Origin of the sequence: Rhodanobacter sp. DHG33 (genome assembly GCF_014843005.1) — a bacterium.
GTDB lineage: Bacteria > Pseudomonadota > Gammaproteobacteria > Xanthomonadales > Rhodanobacteraceae > Rhodanobacter_A.
Map to the genome: position 1 here is coordinate 456,623 of NZ_JACYXM010000002.1, position 26,199 is coordinate 482,821.

Here is a 26,199-nt window from a genome sequence, read left to right on the forward strand (position 1 = left end):
CCTGCGGTGCCTATTGCGCGCTGATCTTGAGCAACTGGCCCGGGTGGATGCTCTGTTCGTGCAGGTTGTTCCAGCGCTGCAGGTCGCGCACGCTCACCGAATAATGGCGGGCCAGTTGCCACAGGGTTTCGCCCTGTGCCACGCGGTGCGTGCGCGGTCCCTTCGAGGCATGCTTCGACTTCGTGCCGCTGTCGGATGAGGTGGCGGCATCGCTGGCGATGGACGCGGTGTCGCCGGCAAAGTCCGCGCGGCTGAAATTGTCGACACCTTCCGATTGGTTGAGCAGCGCATCCTGGAATTGCTGTGCGTGGCTGGCCGGCATCATCAGGTAGGAGGTCGCGTTGGCATCGGCGAAGTCGTTGCGGAAGGCGGCATTCAGATCCTTCAGCTGATCCAGCGGCATGCCGGCACGGTCGGCGGCGCGCGCCAGCGGCATCGAGTGGGGCAGCTGCACCTTGACCAGGTGCTGGCTGGGCGCCAGCACGGGCAAGCTGACATCGAAACGTTCCGGCTGGCGAACCACGCAGGCCATGGCCAGCAGCTTGGTGAGGTGTTCGCGGGTGATGTCGTGCACCGGCCAGCGCGGAATCACCGGCAGCTGCGGCGGCAGGCCGTGGCTCTGCACCAGTTGCCGGGCCTTGTATTCGCCGGCGTTGTACGCGTAGTCCGCAATGCGCCAGTCGTGGAATTCTTCGTAATAGCGATTCAGCAGTTTCATCACCGCATCGGCGGTGTCCTGCATGTCGAGGCGCCCGTCGTAGCGGCCGTTCACGCGCAGGCCCATCGCCGCTGCCGTGGTCGGCATGATCTGCCACATGCCGGCGGGGCGGCCGCTGCGGCCGGGGATCGGCCGGTAGCCGCTCTCGACCCATGGCAGGAAGGCGAACTCGCCGGCCACACCATGTTCGGCGGCGACCTCCTGCACGTAGACCAGCTTGGGCAGGGCATCGCGCGTCTGCTCCTCGAAACGCTCCTTGTTGCTGGTGTAGCGCTTGGCCCAGGCCAGTACCCCGGGATCGTCGTCGCAGTCGGCCATCTGGAAACTGCTGCGCAGCCGGTCCCAGACGTTCCCGCTGTCCGCAGGGGCGGGCGCGACTGGCGTGGCGGCCGGTGCGGTTGTCGTCGTCGAAGCGGCGGCAGGCGCGGTCGCGGGGGACGCAGACGGTCGTGCAGGCGCAGGGCGTAGCGGCGGAGTGGTGGCGCAAGCCGTGAGCAGAGTGGAAAGCGCCAGCGGCAGCAGCAGCTTCGGACGAAGGGGACTGTTCATGCGCGGAACGCGTCCTTGGCCGCCCGCACGGCGGCGAAGCGCGCGACGCGATCCAGGTTGTGCCCGGCCTCGCGCTCGCACCAGTCGACCACCGCAGGCGCGTCGGTGCGCAGAAAAGGATTGGTCGCCAACTCGCTGGCCATGGTCACCGGCAGGCTGGGCCGTTGCTGCTGGCGCAGCGTAGCCACTTCCTGCCGGCGCGCCGACACGGCGGCGTTGCCCGGCTCGATCTCCTGCGCGAAATGGCCGTTGGCGGCGGTGTATTCGTGCCCGCAGCAGAGCAGGGTGTCGGCAGGCAGTGCCGCGAGACGATCCAGCGAGGCCAGCATCTGCGCCGGCGTGCCTTCGAACAGGCGACCGCAGCCCATGCTGAAAAGGGTGTCGCCGGCCAGCAGCACGCCTTCGCCGTAATAGGCCACATGGCTCTGCGTGTGCCCCGGTACGGCGATCACCTCGAAGCTGGCTGGTGGCTGCGACAGAGTTATGCGGTCGCCGTCGTGCACGCGCACCGTGGCCGACTCGATACGCGCGTCCTCAGGCGCGTACACAGGCACGTCGTACCGCTGGCGCAGGACCGCCGCGCCACCGATGTGGTCGTTGTGGTGATGCGTCAGCAGGATGGCCCGCAATTGCAGCTTGCGTGCGGCCAAGGCCTGCTCCACCGGAACGGCTTCGCCGGGATCGACGACGATGGCGTTGCCGTCATCGTCGTGCAGCAGCCAGATGTAATTGTCGGCCAGTGCCGGTAGCGATTGGAGATGCACGGCTAACTCCGCTGCGATGGTCGAGAACGTGCGACACGGCCATCCAGGCGTGCGTTAAGCGACCGACTATAGTCAGGCTTCCGCGGCGGCTCGTTAGCATGTCGTTAACGCGGCGGCGGTGGTTCAGCGATGCCCGCCCATCCGCAAAGACCTGCGGCGCATTCGATATCCGCAAACGTTACACTCGCGGTTGGATTTCAACGACCGCCGCGCCGGATCGAGTGCATGCCGCTTCAACGCGACCGCGACATTCATTCCAGTGCTCCCTTGCGCCGACTGCGCAGCGGGCAATGGCGCAGCATGGCCCCGTTGCTGCAACGCGAGACGGGGCGGCGCGCCCTACGCATCGGGGTCGCCGATGACGATGCGGTACCGTCGCTGCCCGGCGTGACGTGGACGCGGTTGTGGCTTGCGCCGGATGGTTACCGCGGCGACGTGCGCGGTCGCGTCGACGAGCCGCTGCCGTTCGTCGACGAAGCTTTCGATCTCGTCTGGCTGCAGCATGTACTGGAGCCGGCGTCGCAAGCCGCCGCGCTGATGACCGAAGCCTGCCGCGTGCTGGCGCCCGGCGGTGTGCTGGCGGTGACCGCGGTGCATCCGTTGAGCGGCTGGGCGCCATGGTTCTACTGGCGTGCCCGTGGACAGCGGCAAACCCTGCAGTGGCCGTGGCGCCTGCGTCTGCACCTGCAGCGCGAAGGGCTGGAATTCGAGAACCTCCGCCGACTGGGCGCCCATCGGCCGGGGGCCAAGCTGGCGGGAGACAGCCGCTGGGGAGGCGCCTATCTGCTGCTGGCGCGCAAGCGCCGGCGTGCAGCCATACCCATGAAACTGCGGCCGCTGCCGGCACGCGCGCCGGTCAATGCGCGCCTGTCACCGGGCACGCGGCGGCATTCCGTGTCCTGACAGGAAGCATGTGTGACGACTGATGAAGTACTGGCTTTCACCGACGGTGCCTGCCTTGGTAATCCCGGCCCCGGCGGTTGGGCGGCCCTGCTGCGCGCCAAGGGGCATGAGCGCCTGCTGGCGGGCGGCGAGGCCGACACCACCAACAACCGGATGGAACTGATGGCGGCGATCGGTGCCCTGGAAGCACTGACCCGGCCCTGCGCCGTGGTGCTCACCACCGACTCGCGCTACGTGATGCAGGGCATCGAGCAGTGGCTTCCTAAGTGGCGCGCGAACGGCTGGCGCACCTCCGACAAGAAGCCGGTGAAGAACCAGGATCTGTGGGAGCGGCTTTCGGCCGCCACCGGCAACCATCGCGTGCGCTGGCAATGGGTGAAGGGCCACAACGGCCACGCCGAAAACGAGCGCGTCGATCAGGCCGCGCGCGAACAGGCCGAGCAATACAGGAGCCAGGCATGAGGCAGGTGGTGCTGGATACGGAAACCACCGGCCTGGAGGTGCGCCAAGGTCACCGGCTGGTGGAAATCGCCTGCGTGGAAATGGTGGGGCGGCGCCTCACCGGCCGTTACTGGCAGACCTATCTCAACCCCGAGCGCGCGATGGACGAGGGCGCCAGCCAGGTCACCGGCATCCGCGACGAGCACCTCGTCGACAAGCCGCTGTTCGCCGAGAAAGTGGACGAGTTCCTCGCCTTCATCGACGGTGCCGAGCTCATCATCCATAACGCCAGCTTCGACGTGGGCTTCCTCAATGCCGAACTGGCGCGGCTGGGCGATGCCTTCGGCCGCATCGGCGACCGCTGCAGCGTGCTCGACACGCTGGCGATGGCGCGCGAACGCTACCCAGGCCAGCGCAACAGCCTCGATGCCTTGTGCAAGCGCCTCGGCGTCGACAACTCGCGGCGCGACCTGCACGGCGGCCTGATCGACGCGCAGCTGCTGGCCGACGTCTATCTCGCGATGACCTCCGGTCAGGTGGCGATGGACCTGGCCTTCGAGCAGCCGCAGGAGTCGACGAAGGCCTCGGCGGTGGGTGCGCCGCTGGTGTTGCGCGGCCGCCCGCGTGTGCTGCGCGCTTCCGCCGAAGAAACCGCCATGCACGAGCAGCGCCTCGATGCGCTCGACAAAAGCGTGGGCGGCGTCAGCGTCTGGCGCAAGCTGGATGCGCCCGAGGCGCAGCTGGAAACCGGCTCAGCTTGAGCGCACCAGGATCGCGGTGATGTTGTCCGTGCCGCCGCGATCCAGGGCATTCAGCAGCAGCTGATCCACGCATTCCTGCGCGGCCAGGTCGGTACGCGCCACCGTGCGGGCGATCGACGCCGTGTCGAGGTCCTCGACCAGGCCGTCGCTGCACAACAGGAAACCCATGCCCGGCGTGATGCGGCCGCGCGCCATGCCGATGTGCAGTTGTGCCGCGGCCGTCACGCCCAGCGCCTGCGTGAGCACGCTGCGGTTCGGGTGCCGCGCGGCGTGCGCGGGGTCCAGCCGTCCGGCCTGGACGAGTGCCTGTACCAGCGAATGATCGTGGCTGACCTGGCGCAATTCGCGTCCGATCGCGTAGATGCGGCTGTCGCCCACCCATGCCGCCTCGTAGCCATCGTCGCTCAGGCGCAAGGCCGCGATCGTGCTGCCCATCGGCAGTGGGCTGGCATGGTCGTGCAGTTGCGCCATCAAGTGCTCGTCGGCGCCGCGGATGGCCTCGGCCAGGCTGTGCCCGCGGCTCACCAGCTCGACCACGCTGTCGCGCACCACGGCGGATGCCACCTCGCCATGCAGGTGACCGCCCATGCCATCGGCCACCAGAAACAGGCCGAGCGTCGCATCCGCGTAATAAGTGTCCTCGTTGCGCGTGCGGCGCAGGCCAACGTGGGTGCCGTGTCCGAATTCGATCATGAGAGGCAGGGTAGGGCTGATGCGCGGAGCATGACGGATGTCGAGAGGAGGTGCAAAGAATCTCTGGGCTGTGAAATCGGCGTACAGGTCTGCGGCGGGAGCAGGATGGTCGAAAGTGGCCGGTCGGGATTCGGCATGCACCGCGCGCGATAGAGGCCGCTCGTCGCTCATGCTGTGAACGCGCGATCGCGGGTTCCTTCACGCGATGCATTCGTGCCGCCCGCTATCTAAGGAGGTGCAGGGTCGAATCCATGGCCGCTCCGTGTGGGCGAGGCGCATCCGTGCGATGCGGTACCGCCGCGCGCTCCAGCCGAAGGAACGCCCGCTCTTGAAGAACGGCCTGCTGTCCATTCCCCTGCTGCATCGTCTGCGTGCGCGTCTGCGTTATCGCCGGCGCAGGGCGGCCGAACCGGAATCGGCGCTGCGCGCGGAACTGTTCAGCGCCGACCAGATGGGACAGTACGGCGCCGAGCTGGCCAGCCGGCATCGCACCAGCGCGCACACGCGCACCGATGCGCTGCTGGCGCGCCTGTCCAGCAATCACGCGTTGCTGGGCGAGGCCAGCGACCTGTTCACGCAGACCATGCGCGATGGTCGCCGCATCACTCCCGCAGCCGAGTGGCTGCTGGACAACTACTACCTGATCGAGGAACAGGTCCGCACTGCGCAGCGCCACCTGCCCAAGGGCTACAGCCGCGAGTTGCCGGTGCTGTTGAACGGGCCGTGCGCGGGCCTGCCGCGGGTCTATGAAATCGCCCAGGAAACTATCGCGCATGGCGACGGCCACGTGGAGGTCGAAAGCCTGCGCCGCTTCGTCGCTTCGTACCAGACCGTGGCGCCGCTGACCCTGGGCGAGCTGTGGGCCATCCCGATCATGCTGCGGTTGGCGCTGATCGAGAACCTGCGCCGCGTGGCCGCCAGCGTGATGACCGACTGGGGCGACCGCCGCCTCGCCGTGCACTGGGCCAACCGCATGAGCGAGGTGGCCGAACGCGATCCCAAGAGCGTCGTGCTGGCGGTGGCCGACATGGCGCGCTCGAATCCGCCGATGGTCAGCCCCTTCGTGGCCGAGCTCGCGCGCCGGTTGCAGGGGCAGAGTCCCGCATTGGTGCTGCCGTTGACCTGGGTGGAGCAGCGCCTGACCGAGTCGGGGCAAAGCATCGAACACCTGGTGCGGATGGAGGCGCAGCAGCAGGCAGCCGACCAGGTTTCCATCGGCAACAGCATCGGCAGCCTGCGCACGCTATCGGCGATGGATTGGCGCGGTTTCGTGGAGAGCACCAGCCTGGTGGAAGGCGCGCTGCGCGAAGAGCCTGCAGGCGCCTATGCGCAGATGGATTTCGCCACGCGCGATCAATACCGCCGCGCGGTGGAGCAGCTGGCGCGGAACTCCGCGCTGTCCGAGCTGGAAGTGGCCGAGGCCGCGGTGACCCTGGCGCGCGAAGGCGGCAGCGGCGAACGGCCCGAAGCGCGCGGCCATGTCGGCTTCTATCTGGTGGACAGCGGGCTGGAGGCGTTGGAAGCGCGCGTCGGTGCGCGTGCGACTCCTGCACGTGTGTGGCGGCGGCTGGTACTGCGCGGGCGCCGGCCGCTGGTGCTCTACCTGGGATTGATCGCGCTGCTCACAGTGCTGCTGGCGTGGCCGCTGGTGCAGAACCTGCCGTTGGATTCGGGGCGCCGCTGGCCCTGGCTGCTGCTGGCGATACCGGTGGTGCTGGTAAGCAGCCAGCTGGCCATCAGCCTGGTGAACTGGCTGGCCACGGTGGTCACCGATCCGCGCGCGCTGCCGCGGATGGATTACGACGGCGGCCTGCCATCCGACAAGCGCAGCGTGGTGGCGGTGCCGGCCATGCTGACGGATGCGGACGACGTCGACGAACTGGCCGAAGGCCTGCTGGTGCGCTACCTGGCCAATCGCGATCGCCACCTGCATTTCGCGCTGCTCACGGATTTCGCCGATGCCGCAGCCGAAAGCCAGCCACAGGACGAAGGGCTGCTGGAGATGATGCGCGAGCGCATCGAGGCGTTGAACGCAACCTACGCGGATGCCGAGACGGATCGCTTCTTCCTGTTTCACCGTCCCCGCCTGTGGAATCCCTCCGAGCGCAGCTGGGGAGGGCGCGAACGCAAGCGCGGCAAGCTGGCCGACCTCAACGCATGGCTGCGCGGCGGCGCGCGCGACGCCTTCGCGCTGGTGGTGGGCCGCACCGAAGTATTGGCGGACGTGCGCTACGTGATCACGCTGGATGCGGATACCCAGCTGCCGCGCGATTCGGCGCGCAGGCTCGTGGGCGCGATGGCGCATCCGCTCAACACCCTGGTGTTCGATTCCGCAGGCGTCCGCGTCGTCGCGGGTCACGCCATCCTGCAGCCGCGGGTGGGCATCAGCCTCTCCAGCGCGATGCGCTCGGCGTATGCGCGGCTGTTCGGCAGCGACGCGGGCATCGATCCGTACACGCGCGTGGTGTCGGACGTCTACCAGGATCTGTTCGACGAAGGGTCCTTCATCGGCAAGGGCATCTACGACCTGGATGCCTTCGAGAAGGTGCTCGGCGACCGCTTTCCGGACAACCACATCCTCAGCCACGATCTGGTCGAAGGCTGCTATGCACGAAGCGGGTTGATCAGCGACGTGCAGCTCTACGAGGAATACCCCGCGCGCTATATCGACGACGCCAGGCGGCGGCACCGCTGGATCCGCGGCGACTGGCAACTGCTGCCGTGGCTGCTGCCGTGGGCGCCGGCGCGCGGAGGCGGCTGGCGTCGCAATCCGCTCACCGCGCTGTCGCGCTGGAAGATCCTGGACAACCTGCGGCGCAGCCTGGTGCCGCCTTCGCTGCTGGTGCTGCTGTTGTTCGGCTGGCTGTCGCATGCGGTGCAGCCGTCGTGGACCATCGCCGTGCTGATGGTGGTGCTGGTGCCGTTGCTGCTGGCTTCGCTGCTGGAGCTGTTCCAGAAGCCGCGCGATGCGGTGCTCGACCAGCACCTGCGTGCCGCCATGCGCGACGTGGGACAGCACGCGGCGCGTGCCGCGCTGGGGCTGGTATGGCTGCCGCACGAAGCCCTGTACAGCCTCGATGCGGCGCTGCGCACCTTGTGGCGGCTCTTCGTCAGCCGCCGGAACCTGCTGCAGTGGGCACCCTCGCGCCAGGCCACGCGCGCCGGGCGCGACGAACCGGGGGTGCTGTGGCGCGCGATGTGGATCGCACCCTTGCTGGGCATCTTGGTTGGCGCGGCCTTGCTGTGGACACGGCCGGCTGCATTGGGCGTGGCCGCGCCGTTCCTGCTGCTGTGGCTGCTGGCGCCCGCGGTGGCCTGGCGGATCAGCCGGCCGCAGCCAGCGCAGCACTTCGATGCGACGCCCACCGATGTCCGCTTCCTGCGCCGGCTGGCGCGCAAGACCTGGGCATTCTTCGAGAGCCACGTCGGTGCGCAGGAAAACTGGCTGCCGCCGGACAACCGGCAGGAGCAGCCGGAGGTGATGATCGCTCATCGCACCTCGCCCACGAACATGGGCATGGCGCTGCTGGCGAATCTTTCGGCGTGGGACCTCGGCTACGTGAGCGTCGACCGGTTGCTGCAGCGTACCGACGGCAGCCTGCGCACCATGCAGAACCTGCCGCGCTATCGCGGCCATTTCTACAACTGGTACGACACGCTGTCGTTGCAGCCGCTGCCGCCGCGCTACGTGTCCACCGTGGACAGCGGCAACCTTGCCGGCCATCTGATCACTCTGCGTACCGGTCTGCTGGAGCTGGCCGATGCGCCGCTGTTCGAACGCCGCCAGCTCGACGGTTTGGCCGACACGCTGGAGCTGCTCGAACGCGCGCTGACTGCGGAGAATCGAAGCATCGATGTACTGGCTGACTTGCGTCGCGAACTGGACGCCACGTTGGCCCAGCCGCCGGCCAACGTGAAGGACGCCGTTGCCTGCATGGAGCGTCTGGCCGATCTCGCCGGAGCCGGCATCGAGGTGGCCCCCAACGGCGATGCGGAGGTGTGGCTGCAGGCGTTGCGCGAACAATGCATCGACGCCCGCGACTACCTTCGCCCCTTCATCGGTTGGCCAGCGGAGGAGGGCGACCTGGCGATACCGTCGCTGCGCCAGCTGGCACATATCGACGAGGCGGAAGCTTCGATCCCGTTGCTGGAGGCGCGCCGCCGCGCTGCAGGGCTGCTCACCGTGATCGAGCGGCTGGCCGGCCAGAGCGGCGCGCTGGCGGTGATGGATTACGGCTTCCTGCACGATGCCAAGCGCGAGCTGCTGTCGATCGGCTACAACGTGGACGAGCGCCGGCTGGACGCGGGCTTTTACGACCTGCTCGCCTCCGAGGCGCGGCTCACCAGTTTCGTGGCCATCGCGCAGGGCCAGCTGTCACAGGACAGCTGGTTTGCGCTCGGCCGCCTGCTCACCGTCACGGGCGGCGAGCCGGTGCTGCTGTCCTGGTCCGGTTCGATGTTCGAGTACCTGATGCCGATGCTGGTGATGCCCAGCTACGGAGGCACGCTGCTCGACCAGACCTGTCGCGCCGCGGTGGCGCGGCAGATCGAGTACGGCCGCCAGCTCGGCCTGCCGTGGGGCGTGTCCGAGTCCGGCTACAACACGATGGACGTCCATTTCAATTACCAGTACCGCGCCTTCGGCGTGCCAGGGCTGGGCCTGAAGCGCGGCCTGGGCGAAGAGGTGGTGGTGGCGCCGTATGCCACGGCGCTGGCGCTGATGGTGGCGCCGAAAGCCGCCTGCGCCAACCTGCAACGGCTGGCGGAAGAAGGCCTGGAAGGCCGCTATGGCCTGCACGAAGCGGTGGACTACACGCCGGCGCGGCTGCCGCACGGCCAACAAGCCGCGGTCATCCGCTCATACATGGCGCACCACCAGGGCATGAGCCTGCTGGCGCTGGACCACCTGCTGTGCGACCAGCCCATGCAGCGCCGCTTCGCCGCCGATCCCGCACTGCAGTCAGCCCTGCTGCTGCTGCAGGAGCGCGTCCCGCGCAGCGCGGCCGAATACCGGCACACCGCATCGGCGCCCGCGCCAGAGGCGCTGGTGCGCGGGGCGGGGACGAGGTTGCGCGTGTTCGCCGACCCGGATCGCCCGCGGCCTGCCGTGCAATTGCTTTCCAACGGCCACTACCACGTCATGGTGAGCAGCGCCGGCGGCGGTTACAGCCGTTGCCGCGAGCTGGCCGTGACGCGCTGGCACGAGGACATCAGCCGCGACGACTGGGGACAGTTCTGCTATCTGCGCGACGTGGAGAGCGGCGTGTTCTGGTCCGCCGCGCATCAGCCCGTGCGGCGCCGCGTCGATTTCCACGAAGCGATCTTCTCCGACGCCCGCGCCGAGTTCCGCGTGCGCGAACGCGACTTCGATACGCATACCGAGATCGTGGTTTCGCCGGAGGACGACATCGAGCTGCGCCGCATGCGTGTCACCAACTGCTCGCGCACGCGGCGCACCGTCGAGATCACCAGCTATGCCGAAGTGGTGCTGGCGAAGCCGCAAGACGACGCGATGCATCCGGCCTTCAGCAAGCTGTTCGTGCAGACCGAGCTGGTGCGCGCGCTGCAGGCCATCGTCTGCACGCGCCGGCCGCGCTCGGCCGACGATCACGTGCCGTGGATGTGCCACCTGCTCGCGGTGCACGGTGCCGACATCGACGAGATCTCCTACGAGACCGACCGTGCACGCTTCATCGGCCGCAACCGCAACCTGGCGGCGCCGCAGGCGCTGGCGCCGGGCGAGGCGCACCGCAAGCTCAGCGACAGCGAGGGACCGGTGCTCGACCCCGTGGTGGCGATACGCTGCCGCATCACGCTGGAACCGGAACAGTCGGCCCGGGTGGACCTGGTCACCGGCATGGGCGAGAGCCGCGACGCCTGCCTGCGCCTGATCGAGAAATACCGCGACCGCCACCTGGCCGACCGCGTGTTCGACCTGGCCTGGACGCACAGCCAGGTGCTGCTGCGCCAGCTCAATGCCAGCCTTGCCGATGCGCAGCTGTACGAGCACATGGCCACGTCCATCGTGTACGCCAACCCTTCGCTGCGCGCCGATCCCGGCATCCTGCGCGCCAACCGGCGCGGGCAGTCCGGGCTGTGGGGGCAGGCGGTCTCCGGCGACCTGCCGATCGTGCTGCTGCACATCGCCGATCCCGCGCACATCGAGCTGGTGCGACAGCTCGTGCAGGCCCATGCGTACTGGCGCCTGAAAGGCCTCGCGGTGGACCTGGTGATCTGGAACGAGGACCACGCCGGCTACCACCAGCAGCTGCGCGACCAGATCATGGGCCTGATCGCCTCGGGCGTGGAGGCGAACCTGATCGACCGCCCCGGCGGCATCTTCGTGCGTTCCGCGCAGCAGTTGTCGGGTGAAGAACGCCTGCTGATGCAGGCGTCCGCGCGGCTGGTGCTGAGCGACCAGCTCGGTGGTCTGGCCGAGCAGATCGGGCGCCGCCGGGTGCAATCGCAGCCTGCGCCGTTCCGGGCCGCCGAGGTGCGACCCGCCGCCTTGCTCGCACCGGCGGAAACGGCGGCGCACGAAGAGCTGGCACTGCGCAACCGCTATGGCGGCTTCGCACCGGACGGCAGCGAGTACGTGGTGACGCTGTCACCCGGCCAGGCCACGCCGGCGCCCTGGGCGAACGTGCTGGCCAATGCGCAGTTCGGCACCGTCATTTCCGAAAGCGGCAACGCCTACACCTGGAGCGAGAACGCGCACGAGTTCCGGCTCACGCCGTGGAGCAACGACCCGGTCACCGACACGGGCGGCGAGGCCATCTACCTGCGCGACGAACAGACCGGCGAATTCTGGTCGCCCACGCCGCTGCCATGCCGCGGCCTGGGTGATTACCGCACCCGCCACGGTTTCGGCTACAGCGTGTTCGAACACGAGCAGGACGGCATCCGCAGCGAGTTGTGGGTGTACGTGGCGCAGGACGCACCGGTGAAGTTCTCGGTGCTGCGCGTGCGCAACACCAGCGGCCGCACGCGCCGGCTCAGCGCTACCGGTTACGTGGAGTGGGTGCTGGGCGACCTGCGCGACAAGGCGGCGATGCACGTGGTCACCAGCTCCGATCCCGCCACCGGCGCGCTGATGGCGCGCAACGCCTGGAACGAGGAGTTCGTCGGCCGCGTGGCCTTCATCGACGTGGACCATCCTGCGCGCAGCATCAGCGGCGACCGCGTGGAGTTCCTCGGCCGCAACGGCAGCCTGCGCCAGCCTGCGGCGATGGCGAACGCGCGGTTGTCCGGCCAGGTCGGCGCCGGCCTGGATCCCTGCGGTGCGGTCCAAGTCGTCTTCGACCTGGACGATGACGACGAATACGAAGTGATCTTCCGCCTTGGCGCAGCAACCGATGCCAAGGCGGCTAGCGACCTGGTGCAGCGCTTCCGCCGGCGCGGCACCGCCGCTGCCGCGCTGGAGGCGGTGCGCATGCACTGGCACTGGACGCTGGGCAAGGTGCAGGTGCACACGCCGGATCCGGCCGTGGACGTGCTGGCCAACGGCTGGCTGATGTATCAGGTCATCGCGTGCCGTTTCCTGGCGCGCAGCGGCTACTACCAGTCCGGTGGCGCGATCGGTTTCCGCGACCAGTTGCAGGACGCGATGGCGATGGTCTACGCCTCGCCCTATGCCGTGCGCCAGCATTTGCTGCTGTGCGCCGCGCACCAGTTTCCCGAAGGCGACGTGCAGCACTGGTGGCACCCGCCGCTGGATCGTGGCGTGCGCACGCGCTGCTCCGACGATTTCCTGTGGCTGCCGCTGGCCGCCAGCCGCTTCGTGGAAGTCACGGCAGACACCGGCGTGCTCGACGAGCAGGTGGGTTACATCGAAGGGCGGCCGCTGGGGCAGGGCGAAGAGTCCTACTACGACCTGCCTACGCATGCGGAGCTGCGGGAGTCGCTCTACGAGCACTGCAAGCGCGCGATCGGCCGTGCCGCCGCACGCGGTCCGCACGGCCTGCCGCTGATGGGCAGCGGCGACTGGAACGATGGCATGAACAAGGTCGGCGAAGGCGGTCGTGGCGAAAGCGTGTGGCTGGGTTTCTTCCTGTATCACGTGTTGCAGCGCTTCGTGCCGCTGGCGCGCCAGCGCGGCGACGAGGCTTTCGCGCAGCAATGTGTGGACGAGGCCGCGGCGTTGCGCGAGAACCTCGACAAGCACGCCTGGGATGGCGACTGGTACCGCCGCGCCTGGTTCGACGACGGCACGCCGCTGGGCTCGGCCACCGATCCCGAGTGCCGCATCGACTCCATCGCGCAGAGCTGGTCGGTCTTGTCCGGTGCGGGCGATGCCGAACGCAGGCACCAGGCGATGGATGCGCTGGATGAGCACCTGGTGCGCCGCGACGCCGGCCTGATACAACTGCTCGACCCGCCGTTCGACAAGTCCGACCTCGACCCGGGCTACATCAAGGGTTACCTGCCTGGCGTGCGCGAGAACGGCGGCCAGTACACGCATGCGGCGGTATGGGCGGCGATGGCTTTCGCGGAACTGGGCGACAGCGCGCGCGCGTGGGAGTTGCTCGGCCTCATCAATCCGGTCAATCACGGCAAGGACGAAGGCATCGCCACCTACAAGGTGGAACCCTACGTGGTGACCGCGGACGTCTACGGCAGGCCCCCGCACGTGGGGCGTGGTGGCTGGAGCTGGTACACCGGCTCGGCGGGCTGGCTGTACCGGCTGATCGTGGACTCGCTGCTTGGCCTGCGCGTGGAAGGCGAGCGCCTGCGGCTGCTGCCCTTGCTGCCGCAAGGCTGGGACACGTTCACGATGGACTACCGTTTCCGCGAGACCGATTACCGCATCGAGGTGCATCGCGTGCAGGAGGGCGAAGCCGAGCGCTGCGTGCTTGACGGTCACGAGCAAGACGACGACGCCATCGCGCTGGTGGACGACGGCCGCGACCATCGCGTCGAGGTGTTTCGTCGGTAAGCGTGGTATCGGCACGGGCGTGCCGTTGCGCAGCGCTCGCCGGAAGGCATGTACCGGCAACCATCAGCGATGCTGGATCAGGCGTTGTCCAGCCACCGAGCCAGCCGCGCTCGCACCCGTGCGGTGAGGCGTGAGGCGCGGTAGGCATCGGTGGCTGCGTGGATCGCTTCGGCCTGGGTAGGGTAGGCGTGGATCACGCGCTCCAGCCCGCGCAGGCCCAAGCCGGACTCCATCGCCAGGGTGATGCCGTTGATCATTTCGCCGGCATGGCGGGCCACCACGGTGGCGCCGAGGATGTGATCGGTGCCGTCTTGCACGTGGATCTTGGCGAAGCCTTCCTGCTCGCTGTCCATGACCGCGCGATCGATCTCGTGCATGGGCACGGTATAGGTCTTCACCGGAATGCCGCGGCGGTTGGCCTCGCGCACGTACAGGCCGACGTGGGCGATTTCCGGATCGGTGAAAGTGCACCAAGGGATCACCAGCCGGCTGAGGCGCTCGTGCCCGCGGAACAGCGCGTTGCACACCGCGATGCGTGCGGCAGCCACGGCGGCGTGCGTGTACTTGTGTTCCATGCACACGTCGCCGGCGGCATAGATGCGCGGGTTGCTGGTGCGCAGGAAATCGTCCACCAGCACGCCGGAGGTTCGGTTGAAGTCGACTTCCGCGCGTTCCAGATCCAGCCCTTCCGCACGGGCGACGTGGCCGATGCCGGTGAGGATCGCGTCCACCTCGACGATGGTGTGGTAGTTGTCGCTGATCATCTCGACGCGCCGCACATCGCCCTGGGCATGTACGGCGGTGATCCGGGTGTTCAGGCGGATGGCGATGCCGTCGCGGGCCAGCGCATCGGAGAGCAACTGCGCGGCGTCACGTTCCTCGCGCGGCAGGAACAAGGGACGGTCCTGCACCAGGGTGACCCTCGCACCCAGCCGGCAGAAGGCCTGCGCCATCTCGCAGCCCAGCGGTCCGCCGCCGATCACCAGCAGGCGCGCTGGCAACGCGGTGAGATCGAACACATTTTCATGGGTGAGGTAGCCCGCTTCGGCCAGGCCGGGAATTGCAGGGATGCTCGGTCGCGCGCCGGTGGCGATCAGCGCCTTGCCAAAGTGCAGCAGCGTGTCGCCGACGCGCACGCAATCCGTGCCCGCGAAACGCGCTTCGCCAAAGAACAGATCGATGCCGGCGGCGGCCAGCCGTTGCGCGCTGGTGTCGTCGGCGAGGCGGGCGCGGATGCGCCGCATGCGCGCCATCGCGCGTGCGAAGTCGGGCGGCCCCGTGTCATCGATGCGTGCACCGTAGTGCGCGGCGTCGCGCAGGTCCGCGCACAGGCGTGCGGTGCGGATCAGCGCCTTTGATGGCGCGCAGCCGGTGTTGAGGCTGGTGCCGCCGAGCTGTGCGCGCTCCAGCAGCGCGACCCGCGCACCTGCCGCGGCGGCCGTGCGTGCGGCGGCCACGCCGGCTGGACCGGCGCCGATCACTACCAGGTGATAGCGAGCGGCGGGTTCGGGGTTGCGCCAGTCCGTCGGGTGGAGGTGCTCGACGCGACAGCACTCGATCTCGTCCTGTGGCAGAGAAGGGGTGGTGCCGGGCTGCGTCATGGGGCGGTCTCCGGCGCGGCTTCCTCCAGCCAGCCGCCGCGAAAGCCGGCGCGGCGCAGTCCACGCACCAGCCAGGGGCTGCGGCGCATCAGCCGCCAGGGCAGGCCGCTGCGGTGGTTCTCGATCATCATCGCCACGATGCCCTGGTCCAGCCCGTAGTGTCCGTCCGATACCCAGGGGCGGCCCTGGGCGTCGGTCAGCGAGGGATTGAAGCTGGCAGCCAAGCGACCTTCGCGCAGCATCCCGGGATACCGCGCCAGCATGTGGCGCAGCGCCTGACATGCCAGCTCCGGCACGAACGGCAGCGAGGCCAGCGCGGACGGTGCCGACACGGTGCCGTCGTCCGGCCCGTAGGGCACGCCGCGCGCCGAGTAGCCGAACAGGCGCCGCGTTTCGCCGGAGGCATCCAGCCTATCGCCCTCGGGGCCGTCGCAGGCCGACAGCCCCCAGCACGATTCGCCGTAGCCGGCGAAGCCGTTCGGATTGCGCCGGGCGTACTCGCGCTGGACCAGGGCCGCGCGGCGGCTGTTCTCGAAATAGTCGCAGCCTTTCTCGTGCATGAAGCGGTCGCGGATGCCGCGGAAATCGATCCATGCATGCGAGTAGTGATGCACGAACAGCGGCCCGGCGTAGAGGAAGTCGTGGCCGTACAGGTTTTCCCACTGGTAGGTGAGCGTCCACGCGCGGTAGCACGCGTCGGAGGCGGCATGGACGGGCGAACCGGCAGCCAGCGCATACAGCACGATCGCCTCGTTGTAGCCGTCCCAGTCGTAGTGCAGGAAACCGCTCTCGGGTTTCCAGCCCTGCCGCATCGTTGGCTCGCCGTCCTGCGCCCAGCGCCAGTCCACGCGCAGGTACAACGCGTCGACCAGTTCGCGCAGCTCGCGTTCGTCATCCGCGTCCGTGTCGAAATACTCGCGCGCGACCAGCATGCCGGCGACGAGCAGGGCGGTATCGATCATCGACAGCTCGCACGACCAGGTACGACGGCCCGTGTGCATGTCGAGGAAGTGGTAGTAGAAGCCCTTGTAGCCGGTGGCGTCCGGATGATCGCCCTGCTCGCTGCCGTGAAAGAAACGCAGCACTGTCAGGCTGCGTTGCAATGCCTCGGCGCGCGACATCCAGCCGCGCTCCACGGCTATCGGGTAGCACGACAGCGCAAAGCCCGTCACCGCGATGCTTGATGGCGAGCCTTCGCGTGAGGTATCCGCCACCAGACCGTTGCGCGGATTGCCTGCTTGGACGAAATAGTCGCAGGCGGCGCGTTGCAGATGGTCGAGCAGGGCCTCGTCGTCCAGCGAGTCAAGGGATGGCTGGCGATCTATGGCGGCGGACGTGGTGGAGTATTCCTCGGGCATGCAATGCGGGCAGACATGAGGTTGTCTTCGCAGGATGCCGGAGTGATTGCATGGTGTGTGTGTACGAGTTGGGTGGTATCCCTGACACGTAGGCCACGTCGACCTGCGCATGCAGGCAAACCCCCGCATCAGCAGGGCTTTTTTGTGCCTGCGGCACCCGCATAACCCGGCGTGCCGAGTTCCGAGCTGCAGCCGCCGAGCTTTGAGCTCGGCCGGTGGAGCAAAAAGCTCGGCGGCCCGAGCTTTTTTCTCGACCGTCCGGGCTACTGAACTCGGCACGTCGAGCTTTTTTCTCGGGCTGCCGAGCTTTTTGCTCGGCAGCCCGAGTTCGGAGGCTGGCTGGTGGAGCTGTGAGCTCCGCCGGTCAGTACGGCAGGTCACCCGGATGGGGTGGCGCGGGCAGCGGTGGCTGGCTGAGCTGTTCGGTTTGTTCGCTGAGGAAGTACAGGGCAGCGAAGAGGCCTTCGGTGGTGGGGGCGTCGAGGGGGTTGCAGCCGGGGTTGAGGGTGTCGCTTTGGCTGTTGGCGTGCTGGTCGCGGAAGGCTTCGCTGTTGGTCAGCACACGGGCGAGGGCGTGGATGGCGATGGCGAGGCCGGCCAGGGTGGCGGCGTCGTGTTCGTCGGGGCTGGCCTCGGCGCGGGTCCAGTAGGGGCGCGAGAGCGGGTTGGTGGGGATGGACGCAGCGGCGTGTGCAGCTGCCGTATGATCGGGCTTAGCCATGATCAACTCCTCGTAAGTTGGTGGTGGTCAGCGGGTCGTATGGGTGACAGCCCATGCGGCCCGCGTTGGTTTGGAGGTGTGATTTTTCTCCGGCCGAGGCGATGGCGCCTTGGCGATTTCATAATAAGTGGAGAGAAAAAGAAAATCTGTCAGGTAATGGAATAAATATGTAGGAATGGGACTTTATTTTGTCATCTTCCACTCGGTGATTAATGGGGTAGTTATTCGTTTTTGGGTGGGATAAAAAGGAGACTCGACGGGTGCTTTATTTTGAGGTTTTGAAAATCCACGCTGATCCGAATTTAGCAAGGCCGGATACGAAGTTAAGCAGACCACTGCAGGAGGCCGTAGACTCTGGAGTTATCCGCCGGGTGGATATCCCGCAGCTAGTGATCCGGGACTGACATAGCACAATGACTACTCGCAAAAACGTTTCAGATCGATTGCCCTTTACAGATGAGGAGTTGGGACGACTGACTCCATATGAGTTCGCGAAGCTGAAGCTCACAGACGATGAGAAATCAAGGCTGCGGGCAATTAACGAAAGGCGCTGGTTAGAGATTGATCGCAAGGCAGCCGAGTTGCGTCAAGCGGAGCAACCGCTGGTTGAGGATCTTCGTGCGGCGGGCTTTGATGTCGAAAGCGCGTCGGATCTGTTCAACCGGAAGCAGGTTTGGAACAAGAAAGAGCGCGTTCGCCCGTACCTTGAAGCCTTGCCAATTTTGCTGCGGCATTTGGGCCGCGCTTATCCGCCGGCGGTACGCGAAGGTATTGCCCGCGCGTTGGCTGTCCCGCAGTCACGGTTTGCATGGCACGATCTAGTGCGCTTTTACCGTCACGAAGAGGCTGATAGCGCGAAAGATGGTCTTGCCGTGGCGATTGCTGCAGCTGCCGATCAGAGCGTACTGAACGAGCTAATTGCGCTAGCCAAAGATCGTGAACAGGGAAGCAGCCGTTTGCTGCTGCTGAGTGCGCTTGCGCGATCCTCTGACCCCAAAGCGCGCGCGGCGCTGATGGAGCTTGGAGCCGACCCAGATCTGGCTCTGGAGGTTCAAATCATCTTTAGGCGGCAAAGATCGAAACTTGCGAAGGGTGCGAAGCCAAAATCATGAAAGATTGCTTCCGTTTTGCTGCCTTGCCTTCGTGTTGGGTGTCGATTACGCCTGGGGCCTTCCCATTCTTGTAAGCGAAAGCGGTGGGAGCGCACGTCCCCGCTGTTCTCTTTTCTCTCCGATGACTCGCCGCAGTAGCGGCCAGGCGCGCAGGACGTGCGCCCAAAGTCTAGCCCCCGGCTAGACTGCCCGCTGGCTGGGCTGACATGGATAGGTTAGACATTGGCTTGGGCCATCGCTTGGCGGTCGAAACGAAAACGGCGAGCGTGAGAGTAAAAACAGGGTCAGAGTGCCCTTTCGTTGATGTTGATGCTTTGAAAATTCCACTCTGACCCGGGTTTCGAACCGATCTCCTGCCACGACTACTGCTTGTCGACATTCACGTAATACAGATCAGTGGCCACTTTGAACTGATCTTTCGTCAGTGGCGTTTTCATCCACTGCCAGTGTGTGGTGGGGTGAATAATTTGCCAGTGGGCCGGATCGCCGACGCGCACAGGCATGGCGAAATTGTCGACATTGGCATCCCACTTGTACATCACCAGCCCCGGGCTTTCTCCGAACAGGAGATCCAGCGTGGGGATGTGCGAGTGCCGAAGATACTGGTCGAAGATCGGCGTCAGATCCATGCCGGTGTGCTGGTTGAAATAGGTGATCACGTCGTCGGTGGAGATGCTCTGGTACTTGAAGTGCTGGAACAGCCCATGCAGCACTTCCCACCAGCGCTGGTCGTTGTCGACCACGCTGCGGAGCGTGTTGAGCATCAATGCACCCTTGAAGTACTGGTCTTCGGGTGGCTCCGCGGCGACCCCGTATTCCGCAATGATCGGTCGCAGGTTCTCGACCTTGGATTGATAGCCGTTGACGTACTCGAGCGCGGCGGCCTTGCCCCAGTGGTATTCGACGTAAAGGCTTTCCAGGTAGGTGGTAAAGCCTTCATGGATCCACATGTCGGCGGTATCCGATGCCGTGACGCCATTGGCGAACCACTCATGGCCGCTCTCGTGGATGATGATGAAGTCGAACTTCAGCGCATAAGGCGTACCGCCCCAGTCCATCCCCAGATAGCCGTTCTTGAACCCGTTCCCGTACGTGACGGCGCTCTGGTGTTCCATGCCGGCATAGGGCACCTGGACGAGCTTGTAGCCATCGTCCGCGAACGGGTATGGGCCAAAGTAGTGTTGGTAGGCCTCGATCATGCCTCCCACCTGCTTGAACTGTTCCTTGGCTTTTGCGAGATCCTGCGGCAGGACGTAGTAGTTGCCCCATTTGTCCGAGAAGTGCACGTAGTTCGCCACATTCACCGATACGTCGTAACTGTTGATCGGGTTGCGGACCTTCCAGTTCCATTGCGTGTAGCCGTCGTGCAGGTCAACCTTGCCCGCGAACTTTCCGTTGGAGACGTCGGTCAGCCCATTCGGCACGGCCACGCTGATTTCCATGCCGTCCTGAGGCTTGTCGCGCCACTCCTCCTTGCTCGGCCACCAGGTGCTGGCGCCGCCGTCGCCGCCCTCGTCGGCGGTGTAGACCCAGGCGTTCCCAGCCGGGTCCTTGCCGAACGTAAAGTCGCCGAACCTCCCGTGGTGCACGGGATGCCCGGAGTAGTAAAAATCGATCGAATACGTTTCCCCCTTGTGCAGTGTCTGTGGGAAATCGATGAATACCGCGCGGTCCAGACGGTCGTACTTCAGGGTCGTGTTTTCGAAAACGATCTTGTCCACGGCCAGCGGTTGCTGCAGATCGATCTGAATACGGTTGCCGTCTTCCAGCATGCGGAAACGGATCGTGTTCAAGCCACTGACGGTCTTCGCCTGGGGATCAACGCGTATGTTCAGGTGGTAATACAGCAAGTCGTTGTTCACCCGATACGGGCCGTTGGCCCCTCGTAGCATCTCGTCCCGCGTGGCGGGGGGAGTCACGATCCCCAGCTGCTTTTCCATCTGCTGCCGTTTCTGCTGCAGCTGCATGCGCTGCTGTTCCCGCGCAGAGGTGGCGGGGGGCGAGGCAGAGGCGGAGGAGGGTGGGGTAGTGCTCCCGTCTTGCGCCTGTCCCTGTGTTTGTGCGCCCGTAGCATCGATGGGGGCCTGGTGATTGGCGAAGGCGGCGGACGGAATCGCCAGGATCAACGCACCCACCATTCCGCCCAAGACGGCCAGGCGCCGCAACCCGAGCGCGCTCGCGCAACGGCTCGCGGGCTGCCCGTGCCGGGTGCGAATCGCAACAGCTTTCTGACTCATGAAGTTTTCACCCCGTTCGATACTGAAAATCGTGATGGCGTCCTCGCCGTGCTGACCAGATATCCCGCGGTCGATATCTTCCGCTCCGGGCTGGCATTTCGGACTCATGCGGCGGCGTATTGCCAGCCAGATACCTGACAAAGCAACCCGGTGCCGGCGCGTCACGTATGGCGTACCACTGCCGCAGCCATGGGTTTGATTCGGCAGGATCGGCATGTCGAAGTCTTTGTTCGCCCTGATCGTATCGGGTGTGTAGACCGTTGGCTGGCTCGGCGCTCATGCTTGCCGGCTCGATACCAACTTGGCAGAACGCTGCAGGCCCCGCTACGAACACTGTTCGCGTATTCCTCGCAACTGGAAAGGGGCCAAAGTTCGACGGAATGAAGGCCTGGTACCAGGCGGAGGTTCATAACGCCCCATGGAATTCCCAGCAGTGTTGTACCGCTATCCAGGGGGTGTCTTGTGATTTATGGGGACGCGGGGTGCGGAAATCAGCACAACCGGGCGTGCTCGAAGTCGAGAGTCAAGTACGACTGGTGATGAGTTGAACTGGTGCATCAGGAAGGGAGATAGAAACAGCATCGGTTCTACCGACCGATCACCGGCTTGTGGGTTGCAGGGCTGCGGGCACACGTTGCACAGCGCAATCAATGCTGATTGCGCGTAGGCGAATCGCTGCAGACCTGGGCGCGTCGCACCGCGTGCGAGCCCGTACGAAATTCATATACCAGCCGTACACGGCCGAAAATGGACTGGCTGTCAGGCAAAGAAAAAGGGCCGCACCTTTCGGCACAGCCCTTTGATTTCATTGGCGGAGAGGGTGGGATTCGAACCCACGGTACGCTTACACGTACGCCTGATTTCGAGTCAGGTACATTCGACCACTCTGCCACCTCTCCAAAAAGTGTCGCGTGGTCTGCGCGAGCCGGCGATTTTACGTGCTGGCCGGGGCCGTGGCAAGCGCGAGAGTCGGCTTGCCACGGCTGCCGTGAGGCTTAGCCGGCCTTCTTCTTCGCCAGTCGCAACCAGGTATCGACCACGGTGTCGGGGTTGAGCGACACGGATTCGATGCCCTGATCCATCAACCACTCGGCCAGGTCGGGGTGGTCGCTGGGGCCCTGGCCGCAGATGCCCACGTACTTGCCCTTGGCGCGCGCGGTCTTGATTGCCATCGACAGCAGCTTCTTCACCGCGGGGTTCCGCTCGTCGAACAGGTTGGCGACGATGGAGGAATCGCGGTCCAGGCCCAGGGTGAGCTGGGTGAGGTCGTTGGAGCCGATCGAGAAGCCGTCGAAGATCTCCAGGAACTCCTCGGCGAGCAGGGCGTTGGAGGGCACCTCGCACATCATGATGATCTTGAGGTCGTGCTCGCCTTGCTTGAGGTGGTTCTTCGCCAGCACCTCGACCACCTTGCGGCCTTCTTCCAGGGTGCGCACGAACGGGATCATCACCCACACGTTGTCCAGGCCCATCGTCTCGCGCACGCGCTTGACCGCCTTGCACTCCAGCCCGAAGGCTTCGGCGAAGCTGGGGTCGACGTAGCGGCTGGCGCCGCGGAAGCCGATCATCGGGTTCTCTTCGTGCGGCTCGTAGCGCGAACCGCCGAGCAGATTGGCGTACTCGTTGGACTTGAAGTCGCTCATGCGCACGATCACCGGCTTCGGGTACACCGAGGCGGCGATGGTGGCGATGCCTTCGGCGAGGCGATCGACGTAGAACTCCACCGGGCCCGGGTAACCGGCGATGCGTTCGTCGATCTTCGCGCGGGTCTCGGCGTCCTGCTTGCCGTATTCCAGCAGCGCCTTGGGATGCACGCCGATGTGGCTGGCGATGATCATCTCCAGGCGGGCCAGGCCGATGCCGGCGTTCGGCAGCATGCCGAAGTCGAAGGCGCGCTCGGGGTTGGCCACGTTCATCATGATCTTCAGCGGCGCCTCGGGCATCGCGCCGAGGTCGGCGGTGACGCGTTCGAACTTCAGCTGGCCCGCGTAGATCGTGCCGGTGTCGCCCTCGGCGCAGGACACGGTGACGTCGGCGCCGTCGGGGATGGTGTCCAGCGCGTTGTGCGTGCCCACCACGGCCGGCACGCCCAGTTCGCGCGCGATGATCGCCGCGTGGCAAGTGCGGCCGCCGCGGTTGGTGACGATGGCGCTGGCGCGCTTCATCACCGGCTCCCAGTCGGGGTCGGTCATGTCGGCCACCAGCACGTCGCCGGGCTGCACCTTGTTCATGTCGGCCAGCGAGCGGATCACACGCGCCTTGCCGGCGCCGATCTTCTGGCCGATGGCGCGGCCTTCGGCCAGCACCTTGCCCTTTTCGTTGAGATGGAAGCGTTCGAGCTGGGTGGCGTGCGCGCGCGACTTCACTGTCTCCGGGCGCGCCTGCACGATGTAGAGCTTGCCGGTGTTGCCGTCCTTCGCCCATTCGATGTCCATCGGGCGGCCGTAGTGCTGCTCGATGATCAGCGCCTGCTTCGCCAGCGATTCCACGTCGGCGTCGTTGATGCAGAACTTGTGGCGCAGTTCGGCGGGTGTGTCCTCGGTCTTCACGCGCTCGCCGGGCTGGTTCGAATAGACCATGCGCAGCTGCTTGGCGCCGAGGTTGCGGCGGAGAACCGCCGGCTTGCCGGCCTTCAGCGTGGGCTTGAACACGTAGAACTCGTCGGGGTTCACCGCGCCCTGCACGACCATCTCGCCGAGGCCGTAGCTGCCGGTGACGAACACCACGTCGCGGAAGCCCGACTCGGTGTCCAGCGTGAACAGCACGCCGGAGGCGCCCACGTCCGAGCGCACCATCAGCTGCACGCCGGCGGAGAGGAACACGTTCTCGTGGGCGAAGCCCTGGTGCACGCGGTAGGCGATGGCGCGGTCGTTGTACAGCGAGGCGAAGACTTCCTTCACTTTGTGCAGCACGTCCTCGATGCCGACCACGTTGAGGAAGGTCTCCTGTTGGCCGGCGAAGCTGGCGTCGGGCAGGTCTTCGGCGGTGGCGGAGGAGCGCACGGCCACGGCGATGTCGTCGGCGCCGGCGTCCTTGCACAGCTTGGCGTAGGCGTCGCGGATGGCCTGGTCGAGGTCGTCCGGCAGCGGGGTCTCGGTGACCCATTCGCGGATTTCCTTGCCGGCCTTGACCAGGGCATCGACGTCGTCGACGTTCAGGCCGTCCAGGCGCGCCTGGATGCGCTTGGCCACACCGCTCTTTTCCAGGTACTGCTGGAACGCGTCGGCGGTGGTGGCGAAGCCACCCGGCACGGACACGCCGAGCTTGGCGAGGTTGCCGATCATTTCGCCGAGCGATGCGTTCTTGCCACCGACCTTGGCGAGGTCGGTCATGCGCAGTTGGTCGAGCCAAAGCACCAGGTGGTTCAAGGCAATCTCCTAGAGGGAAGGGCGGTAAAGAGTGGAATGCACGCGCAGCGAAGGCCCGGAGCGGGCTGCAAAGGATTGGTATTGTCCGCTGTCGATGGTGCGTGGCACAAGAAGACCAATGCCAGCCGTCGGCGCGCCAACTGCATACCAGTCAGGCGGCGGTCAAGCGGCGACAGCTTCCGGGCCTTGCGATATGGTGCGCGACAGACAGATGACACGGCCTTTGGACCTCCCATGCAGCGCACGGTTTTCTTCATATCCGACTCCACCGGCATCACCGCGGAGACGATAGGCAACAGTATCCTCGCGCAGTTCGAGGGCGTGAACTTCGACAAACACCGCTTGCCCTTCATCGACGATACGGGCAAGGCCGAGGCGGCGGCGCTGCGCATCAAGACGCACTACGCCAAGAGCGGCGAGCGGCCCATCGTGGTCAATACCATGGCCGACCGCGCGTTGTGCGAGATCGTGGCCACCAGCGGTGCGTTGATGCTGGACGTGTTCGCGCCCTTCATCGGTCCGCTGGAAGAGGAGCTGGGCGCCAAGCGCTCCGGCGCGGTGAACCGTTCGCACGGCCTGGTGGATTTCGACAAGTACGAGGCGCGCATCAACGCCACCAACTATGCGCTGTCGCATGACGACGGCATGGACGTGGATTACGCGCAGGCCGATCTGATCCTGGTGGGCGTGTCGCGCTCGGGCAAGACGCCGACCTGCCTGTACATGGCCTTGCATTACGGCGTCAGCGCCGCCAATTACCCGTTGACCGACGATGATCTGGAGAAGCTGGAACTGCCGGCGCGCCTGCGGCCCTACCGCGACCGCCTGTTCGGCCTGACCATCGAACCGGAGCGGTTGGCGCAGATCCGCGAACAGCGCAAAGCGGGCAGCCGCTATGCCACGCTCAAGCAATGCAAGTGGGAGCTGGAGCAGGCGGACCGGCTGATGCGTCAGTCCGGCATCCCGTTCCTCAACACCACGCATGTGTCGATCGAGGAGATCGCGAGCAAGATCTTCGCGAGACTCGGCATCGAGCGCACCATGTACTGAAACCGCATCGGAGTCTGACCGTACCCTTATGAGTGCCGTACTCGACGACCGCCACAGCCTTCTGCCGGGACGCTTCGAGTTCCTGATGGGTCTGTACGCGGAGAACTACCATCGGCTGACGCGATTGTTCGCGCCGCAGCAGCTGTCGCCCGGCCGCTATGTCTCCAATGTGGACGACGGGCTCGATGTGCACCTGCATGTGCAGGAATGCCACCCCTACACGCTGGAGCTCGAACTCACCTACGGTTTCGTCGATGCGCATACCGGCCAGCGCGCGCCGTCCGCGCAGTTGCGCGTGTACACCGATGCGCACGTGGCCGAGGCGTTGCATTGCCATCCCGGGCGTCACCTCTGGCAGGTGCTCGGCCCGTTCGCGCCGGCGCATACGGTGTTCCAGCATCGCTTGCAGATGAACGGCTTCCTCGCGCGCTGGCTGGAATACCTGGCGGAGCAGGGGCACTCGATGGGTACGCTGGTGCCGTATGAGCCGCGCGAAGGAAGCGGGGCGTAGCAGCTTTTCTTGATGAGCGCGGCCATGGCCGGACGCTTCTTGAGCATGGACTCGGAAGAGGCCAATAAAAAAGCCGCCAACGGCGGCTTTTTTATTGATGTGGCGGAGCGGACGGGACTCGAACCCGCGACCTCCGGCGTGACAGGCCAGCATTCTAACCGACTGAACTACCGCTCCACTTTGTTTACCAGCGATGTACCAACCTTGGCGTCCCCACGGGGATTCGAACCCCGGTCGCCACCGTGAAAGGGTGATGTCCTAGGCCTCTAGACGATGGGGACGTGTTAGGTTGGTGGAGCCAGGCGGGATCGAACCGCCGACCTCCTGCATGCCATGCAGGCGCTCTCCCAGCTGAGCTATGGCCCCGCCGCTGGAAGCCGCAAAGAATAGGCAGGGGCCGGACATCCGTCAAGCTTTTTTTCAAGAAATTTTCACACGATCGCCGAAGCGCGGCTCGACCGCATCGCGCGTCGACGC

At 66.0% G+C, this 26,199-nt stretch carries 15 protein-coding genes and 4 tRNA genes; 7 read left to right on the forward strand and 12 right to left on the reverse strand.

The window, feature by feature from the left end; all coding sequences use genetic code 11:
- Positions 1-10: 10 nt before the first annotated feature.
- Together IHE46_RS05010 and gloB are read right to left on the reverse strand one after the other, a co-directional pair.
- Positions 11-1,267, reverse strand: a complete 1,257-nt coding sequence (locus IHE46_RS05010; RefSeq protein ID WP_343229989.1) for a LysM peptidoglycan-binding domain-containing protein — start codon at positions 1,265-1,267, stop codon at positions 11-13.
- Positions 1,264-2,031 (reverse strand): hydroxyacylglutathione hydrolase, encoded by a 768-nt coding sequence (gene gloB / locus IHE46_RS05015; RefSeq protein ID WP_192163513.1) that lies wholly within the window; start codon positions 2,029-2,031, stop codon positions 1,264-1,266. The genes IHE46_RS05010 and gloB overlap by 4 nt, the downstream gene beginning before the upstream one ends.
- Positions 2,032-2,256: 225 nt before the next feature.
- Here gloB and IHE46_RS05020 point away from each other — a divergent pair, with 225 nt between their 5' ends.
- From IHE46_RS05020 to dnaQ, 3 genes are read left to right on the forward strand one after another with little or no spacing between them, the layout of a single operon-like run.
- A complete protein-coding gene (locus IHE46_RS05020; protein ID WP_192163514.1) occupies positions 2,257-2,934 on the forward strand; it encodes a methyltransferase domain-containing protein in 678 nt (225 codons plus the stop codon).
- Positions 2,935-2,946: 12 nt separating this feature from the next.
- The gene (gene rnhA / locus IHE46_RS05025; RefSeq protein WP_192163515.1) at positions 2,947-3,396 is read left to right on the forward strand and encodes a ribonuclease HI; all 450 of its coding nucleotides are present in this window, start codon (positions 2,947-2,949) and stop codon (positions 3,394-3,396) included.
- A complete protein-coding gene (dnaQ, locus tag IHE46_RS05030; protein ID WP_192163516.1) occupies positions 3,393-4,136 on the forward strand; it encodes a DNA polymerase III subunit epsilon in 744 nt (247 codons plus the stop codon). Before rnhA ends, dnaQ begins: the two co-directional genes overlap by 4 nt.
- On the opposite strand, the gene IHE46_RS05035 is transcribed toward dnaQ, so the two are convergent.
- Complete coding sequence (locus tag IHE46_RS05035; RefSeq protein ID WP_192163517.1) at positions 4,128-4,829, reverse strand: protein phosphatase 2C domain-containing protein; 702 nt, start codon at positions 4,827-4,829, stop codon at positions 4,128-4,130. The two genes, dnaQ and IHE46_RS05035, sit on opposite strands and share 9 nt — an antisense overlap.
- Positions 4,830-5,157: 328 nt before the next feature.
- Between IHE46_RS05035 and IHE46_RS05040 the strand changes: the two genes are divergently transcribed.
- Positions 5,158-13,764, forward strand: a complete 8,607-nt coding sequence (locus IHE46_RS05040) for a glucoamylase family protein (protein ID WP_343229990.1) — start codon at positions 5,158-5,160, stop codon at positions 13,762-13,764.
- 77 nt (positions 13,765-13,841) lie between these two features.
- Here IHE46_RS05040 and IHE46_RS05045 read toward each other — a convergent pair whose 3' ends face one another.
- From IHE46_RS05045 to IHE46_RS05055, 3 genes are all read right to left on the reverse strand, one after another.
- Positions 13,842-15,365: a mercuric reductase gene (locus IHE46_RS05045; protein ID WP_192163519.1), complete on the reverse strand. Its 1,524-nt coding sequence runs from the start codon at positions 15,363-15,365 to the stop codon at positions 13,842-13,844.
- Positions 15,362-16,723 carry a glucoamylase family protein gene (locus IHE46_RS05050; protein ID WP_192163520.1) on the reverse strand — a complete coding sequence of 454 codons (1,362 nt, stop codon included), beginning with the start codon at positions 16,721-16,723 and terminating at the stop codon, positions 15,362-15,364. Before IHE46_RS05050 ends, IHE46_RS05045 begins: the two co-directional genes overlap by 4 nt.
- Before the next feature lie 364 nt (positions 16,724-17,087).
- A complete protein-coding gene (locus IHE46_RS05055; protein WP_192163521.1) occupies positions 17,088-17,444 on the reverse strand; it encodes a hypothetical protein in 357 nt (118 codons plus the stop codon).
- A gap of 413 nt (positions 17,445-17,857) precedes the next feature.
- On the opposite strand from IHE46_RS05055, the gene IHE46_RS05060 reads away from it, so the two are divergent.
- On the forward strand, positions 17,858-18,556 hold the full coding sequence (locus tag IHE46_RS05060) for a hypothetical protein (RefSeq protein ID WP_192163522.1): 699 nt from the start codon (positions 17,858-17,860) through the stop codon (positions 18,554-18,556).
- 362 nt (positions 18,557-18,918) lie between these two features.
- Here IHE46_RS05060 and IHE46_RS05065 read toward each other — a convergent pair whose 3' ends face one another.
- From IHE46_RS05065 to ppsA, 3 genes are all read right to left on the reverse strand, one after another.
- Entirely contained in the window at positions 18,919-21,009 is a 2,091-nt protein-coding gene (locus tag IHE46_RS05065) for a M1 family metallopeptidase (RefSeq protein ID WP_225562801.1), read from the reverse strand.
- A gap of 593 nt (positions 21,010-21,602) precedes the next feature.
- Positions 21,603-21,692, reverse strand: a tRNA-Ser gene (locus tag IHE46_RS05070).
- A 96-nt stretch (positions 21,693-21,788) separates the two neighbouring features.
- Complete coding sequence (ppsA, locus tag IHE46_RS05075) at positions 21,789-24,161, reverse strand: phosphoenolpyruvate synthase (RefSeq protein WP_192163523.1); 2,373 nt, start codon at positions 24,159-24,161, stop codon at positions 21,789-21,791.
- A gap of 234 nt (positions 24,162-24,395) precedes the next feature.
- On the opposite strand from ppsA, the gene IHE46_RS05080 reads away from it, so the two are divergent.
- Positions 24,396-25,211 carry a pyruvate, water dikinase regulatory protein gene (locus IHE46_RS05080; RefSeq protein ID WP_192163524.1) on the forward strand — a complete coding sequence of 272 codons (816 nt, stop codon included), beginning with the start codon at positions 24,396-24,398 and terminating at the stop codon, positions 25,209-25,211.
- A gap of 28 nt (positions 25,212-25,239) precedes the next feature.
- Positions 25,240-25,722: a DUF1249 domain-containing protein gene (locus IHE46_RS05085; RefSeq protein ID WP_192163525.1), complete on the forward strand. Its 483-nt coding sequence runs from the start codon at positions 25,240-25,242 to the stop codon at positions 25,720-25,722.
- A gap of 100 nt (positions 25,723-25,822) precedes the next feature.
- Here the strand turns inward: IHE46_RS05085 and IHE46_RS05090 are convergent.
- The 3 genes from IHE46_RS05090 to IHE46_RS05100 all read right to left on the reverse strand — a co-directional run bounded on the left by IHE46_RS05090 (position 25,823) and on the right by IHE46_RS05100 (position 26,088).
- Positions 25,823-25,899 (reverse strand) — tRNA-Asp (locus tag IHE46_RS05090).
- Positions 25,900-25,927: 28 nt separating this feature from the next.
- Positions 25,928-26,003 (reverse strand) — tRNA-Glu (locus tag IHE46_RS05095).
- Between the two features lie 9 nt (positions 26,004-26,012).
- Positions 26,013-26,088: transfer RNA gene (locus IHE46_RS05100), tRNA-Ala, on the reverse strand.
- Positions 26,089-26,199: the final 111 nt, after the last annotated feature.

What these genes read in the sequence shown, in the direction of transcription:
- IHE46_RS05085 (WP_192163525.1), top strand. Translation starts at nt 25,240, where the DNA reads ATGAGTGCCGTACTCGACGACCGCCACAGCCTTCTGCCGGGACGCTTC.
- IHE46_RS05035 (WP_192163517.1), bottom strand. Translation starts at nt 4,829, where the DNA reads ATGATCGAATTCGGACACGGCACCCACGTTGGCCTGCGCCGCACGCGC.
- dnaQ (WP_192163516.1), top strand. Translation starts at nt 3,393, where the DNA reads ATGAGGCAGGTGGTGCTGGATACGGAAACCACCGGCCTGGAGGTGCGC.
- IHE46_RS05055 (WP_192163521.1), bottom strand. Translation starts at nt 17,444, where the DNA reads ATGGCTAAGCCCGATCATACGGCAGCTGCACACGCCGCTGCGTCCATC.
- IHE46_RS05010 (WP_343229989.1), bottom strand. Translation starts at nt 1,267, where the DNA reads ATGAACAGTCCCCTTCGTCCGAAGCTGCTGCTGCCGCTGGCGCTTTCC.
- IHE46_RS05065 (WP_225562801.1), bottom strand. Translation starts at nt 21,009, where the DNA reads ATGCCGATCCTGCCGAATCAAACCCATGGCTGCGGCAGTGGTACGCCA.
- IHE46_RS05050 (WP_192163520.1), bottom strand. Translation starts at nt 16,723, where the DNA reads ATGCCCGAGGAATACTCCACCACGTCCGCCGCCATAGATCGCCAGCCA.
- IHE46_RS05060 (WP_192163522.1), top strand. Translation starts at nt 17,858, where the DNA reads ATGACTACTCGCAAAAACGTTTCAGATCGATTGCCCTTTACAGATGAG.
- IHE46_RS05020 (WP_192163514.1), top strand. Translation starts at nt 2,257, where the DNA reads ATGCCGCTTCAACGCGACCGCGACATTCATTCCAGTGCTCCCTTGCGC.
- IHE46_RS05080 (WP_192163524.1), top strand. Translation starts at nt 24,396, where the DNA reads ATGCAGCGCACGGTTTTCTTCATATCCGACTCCACCGGCATCACCGCG.
- IHE46_RS05045 (WP_192163519.1), bottom strand. Translation starts at nt 15,365, where the DNA reads ATGACGCAGCCCGGCACCACCCCTTCTCTGCCACAGGACGAGATCGAG.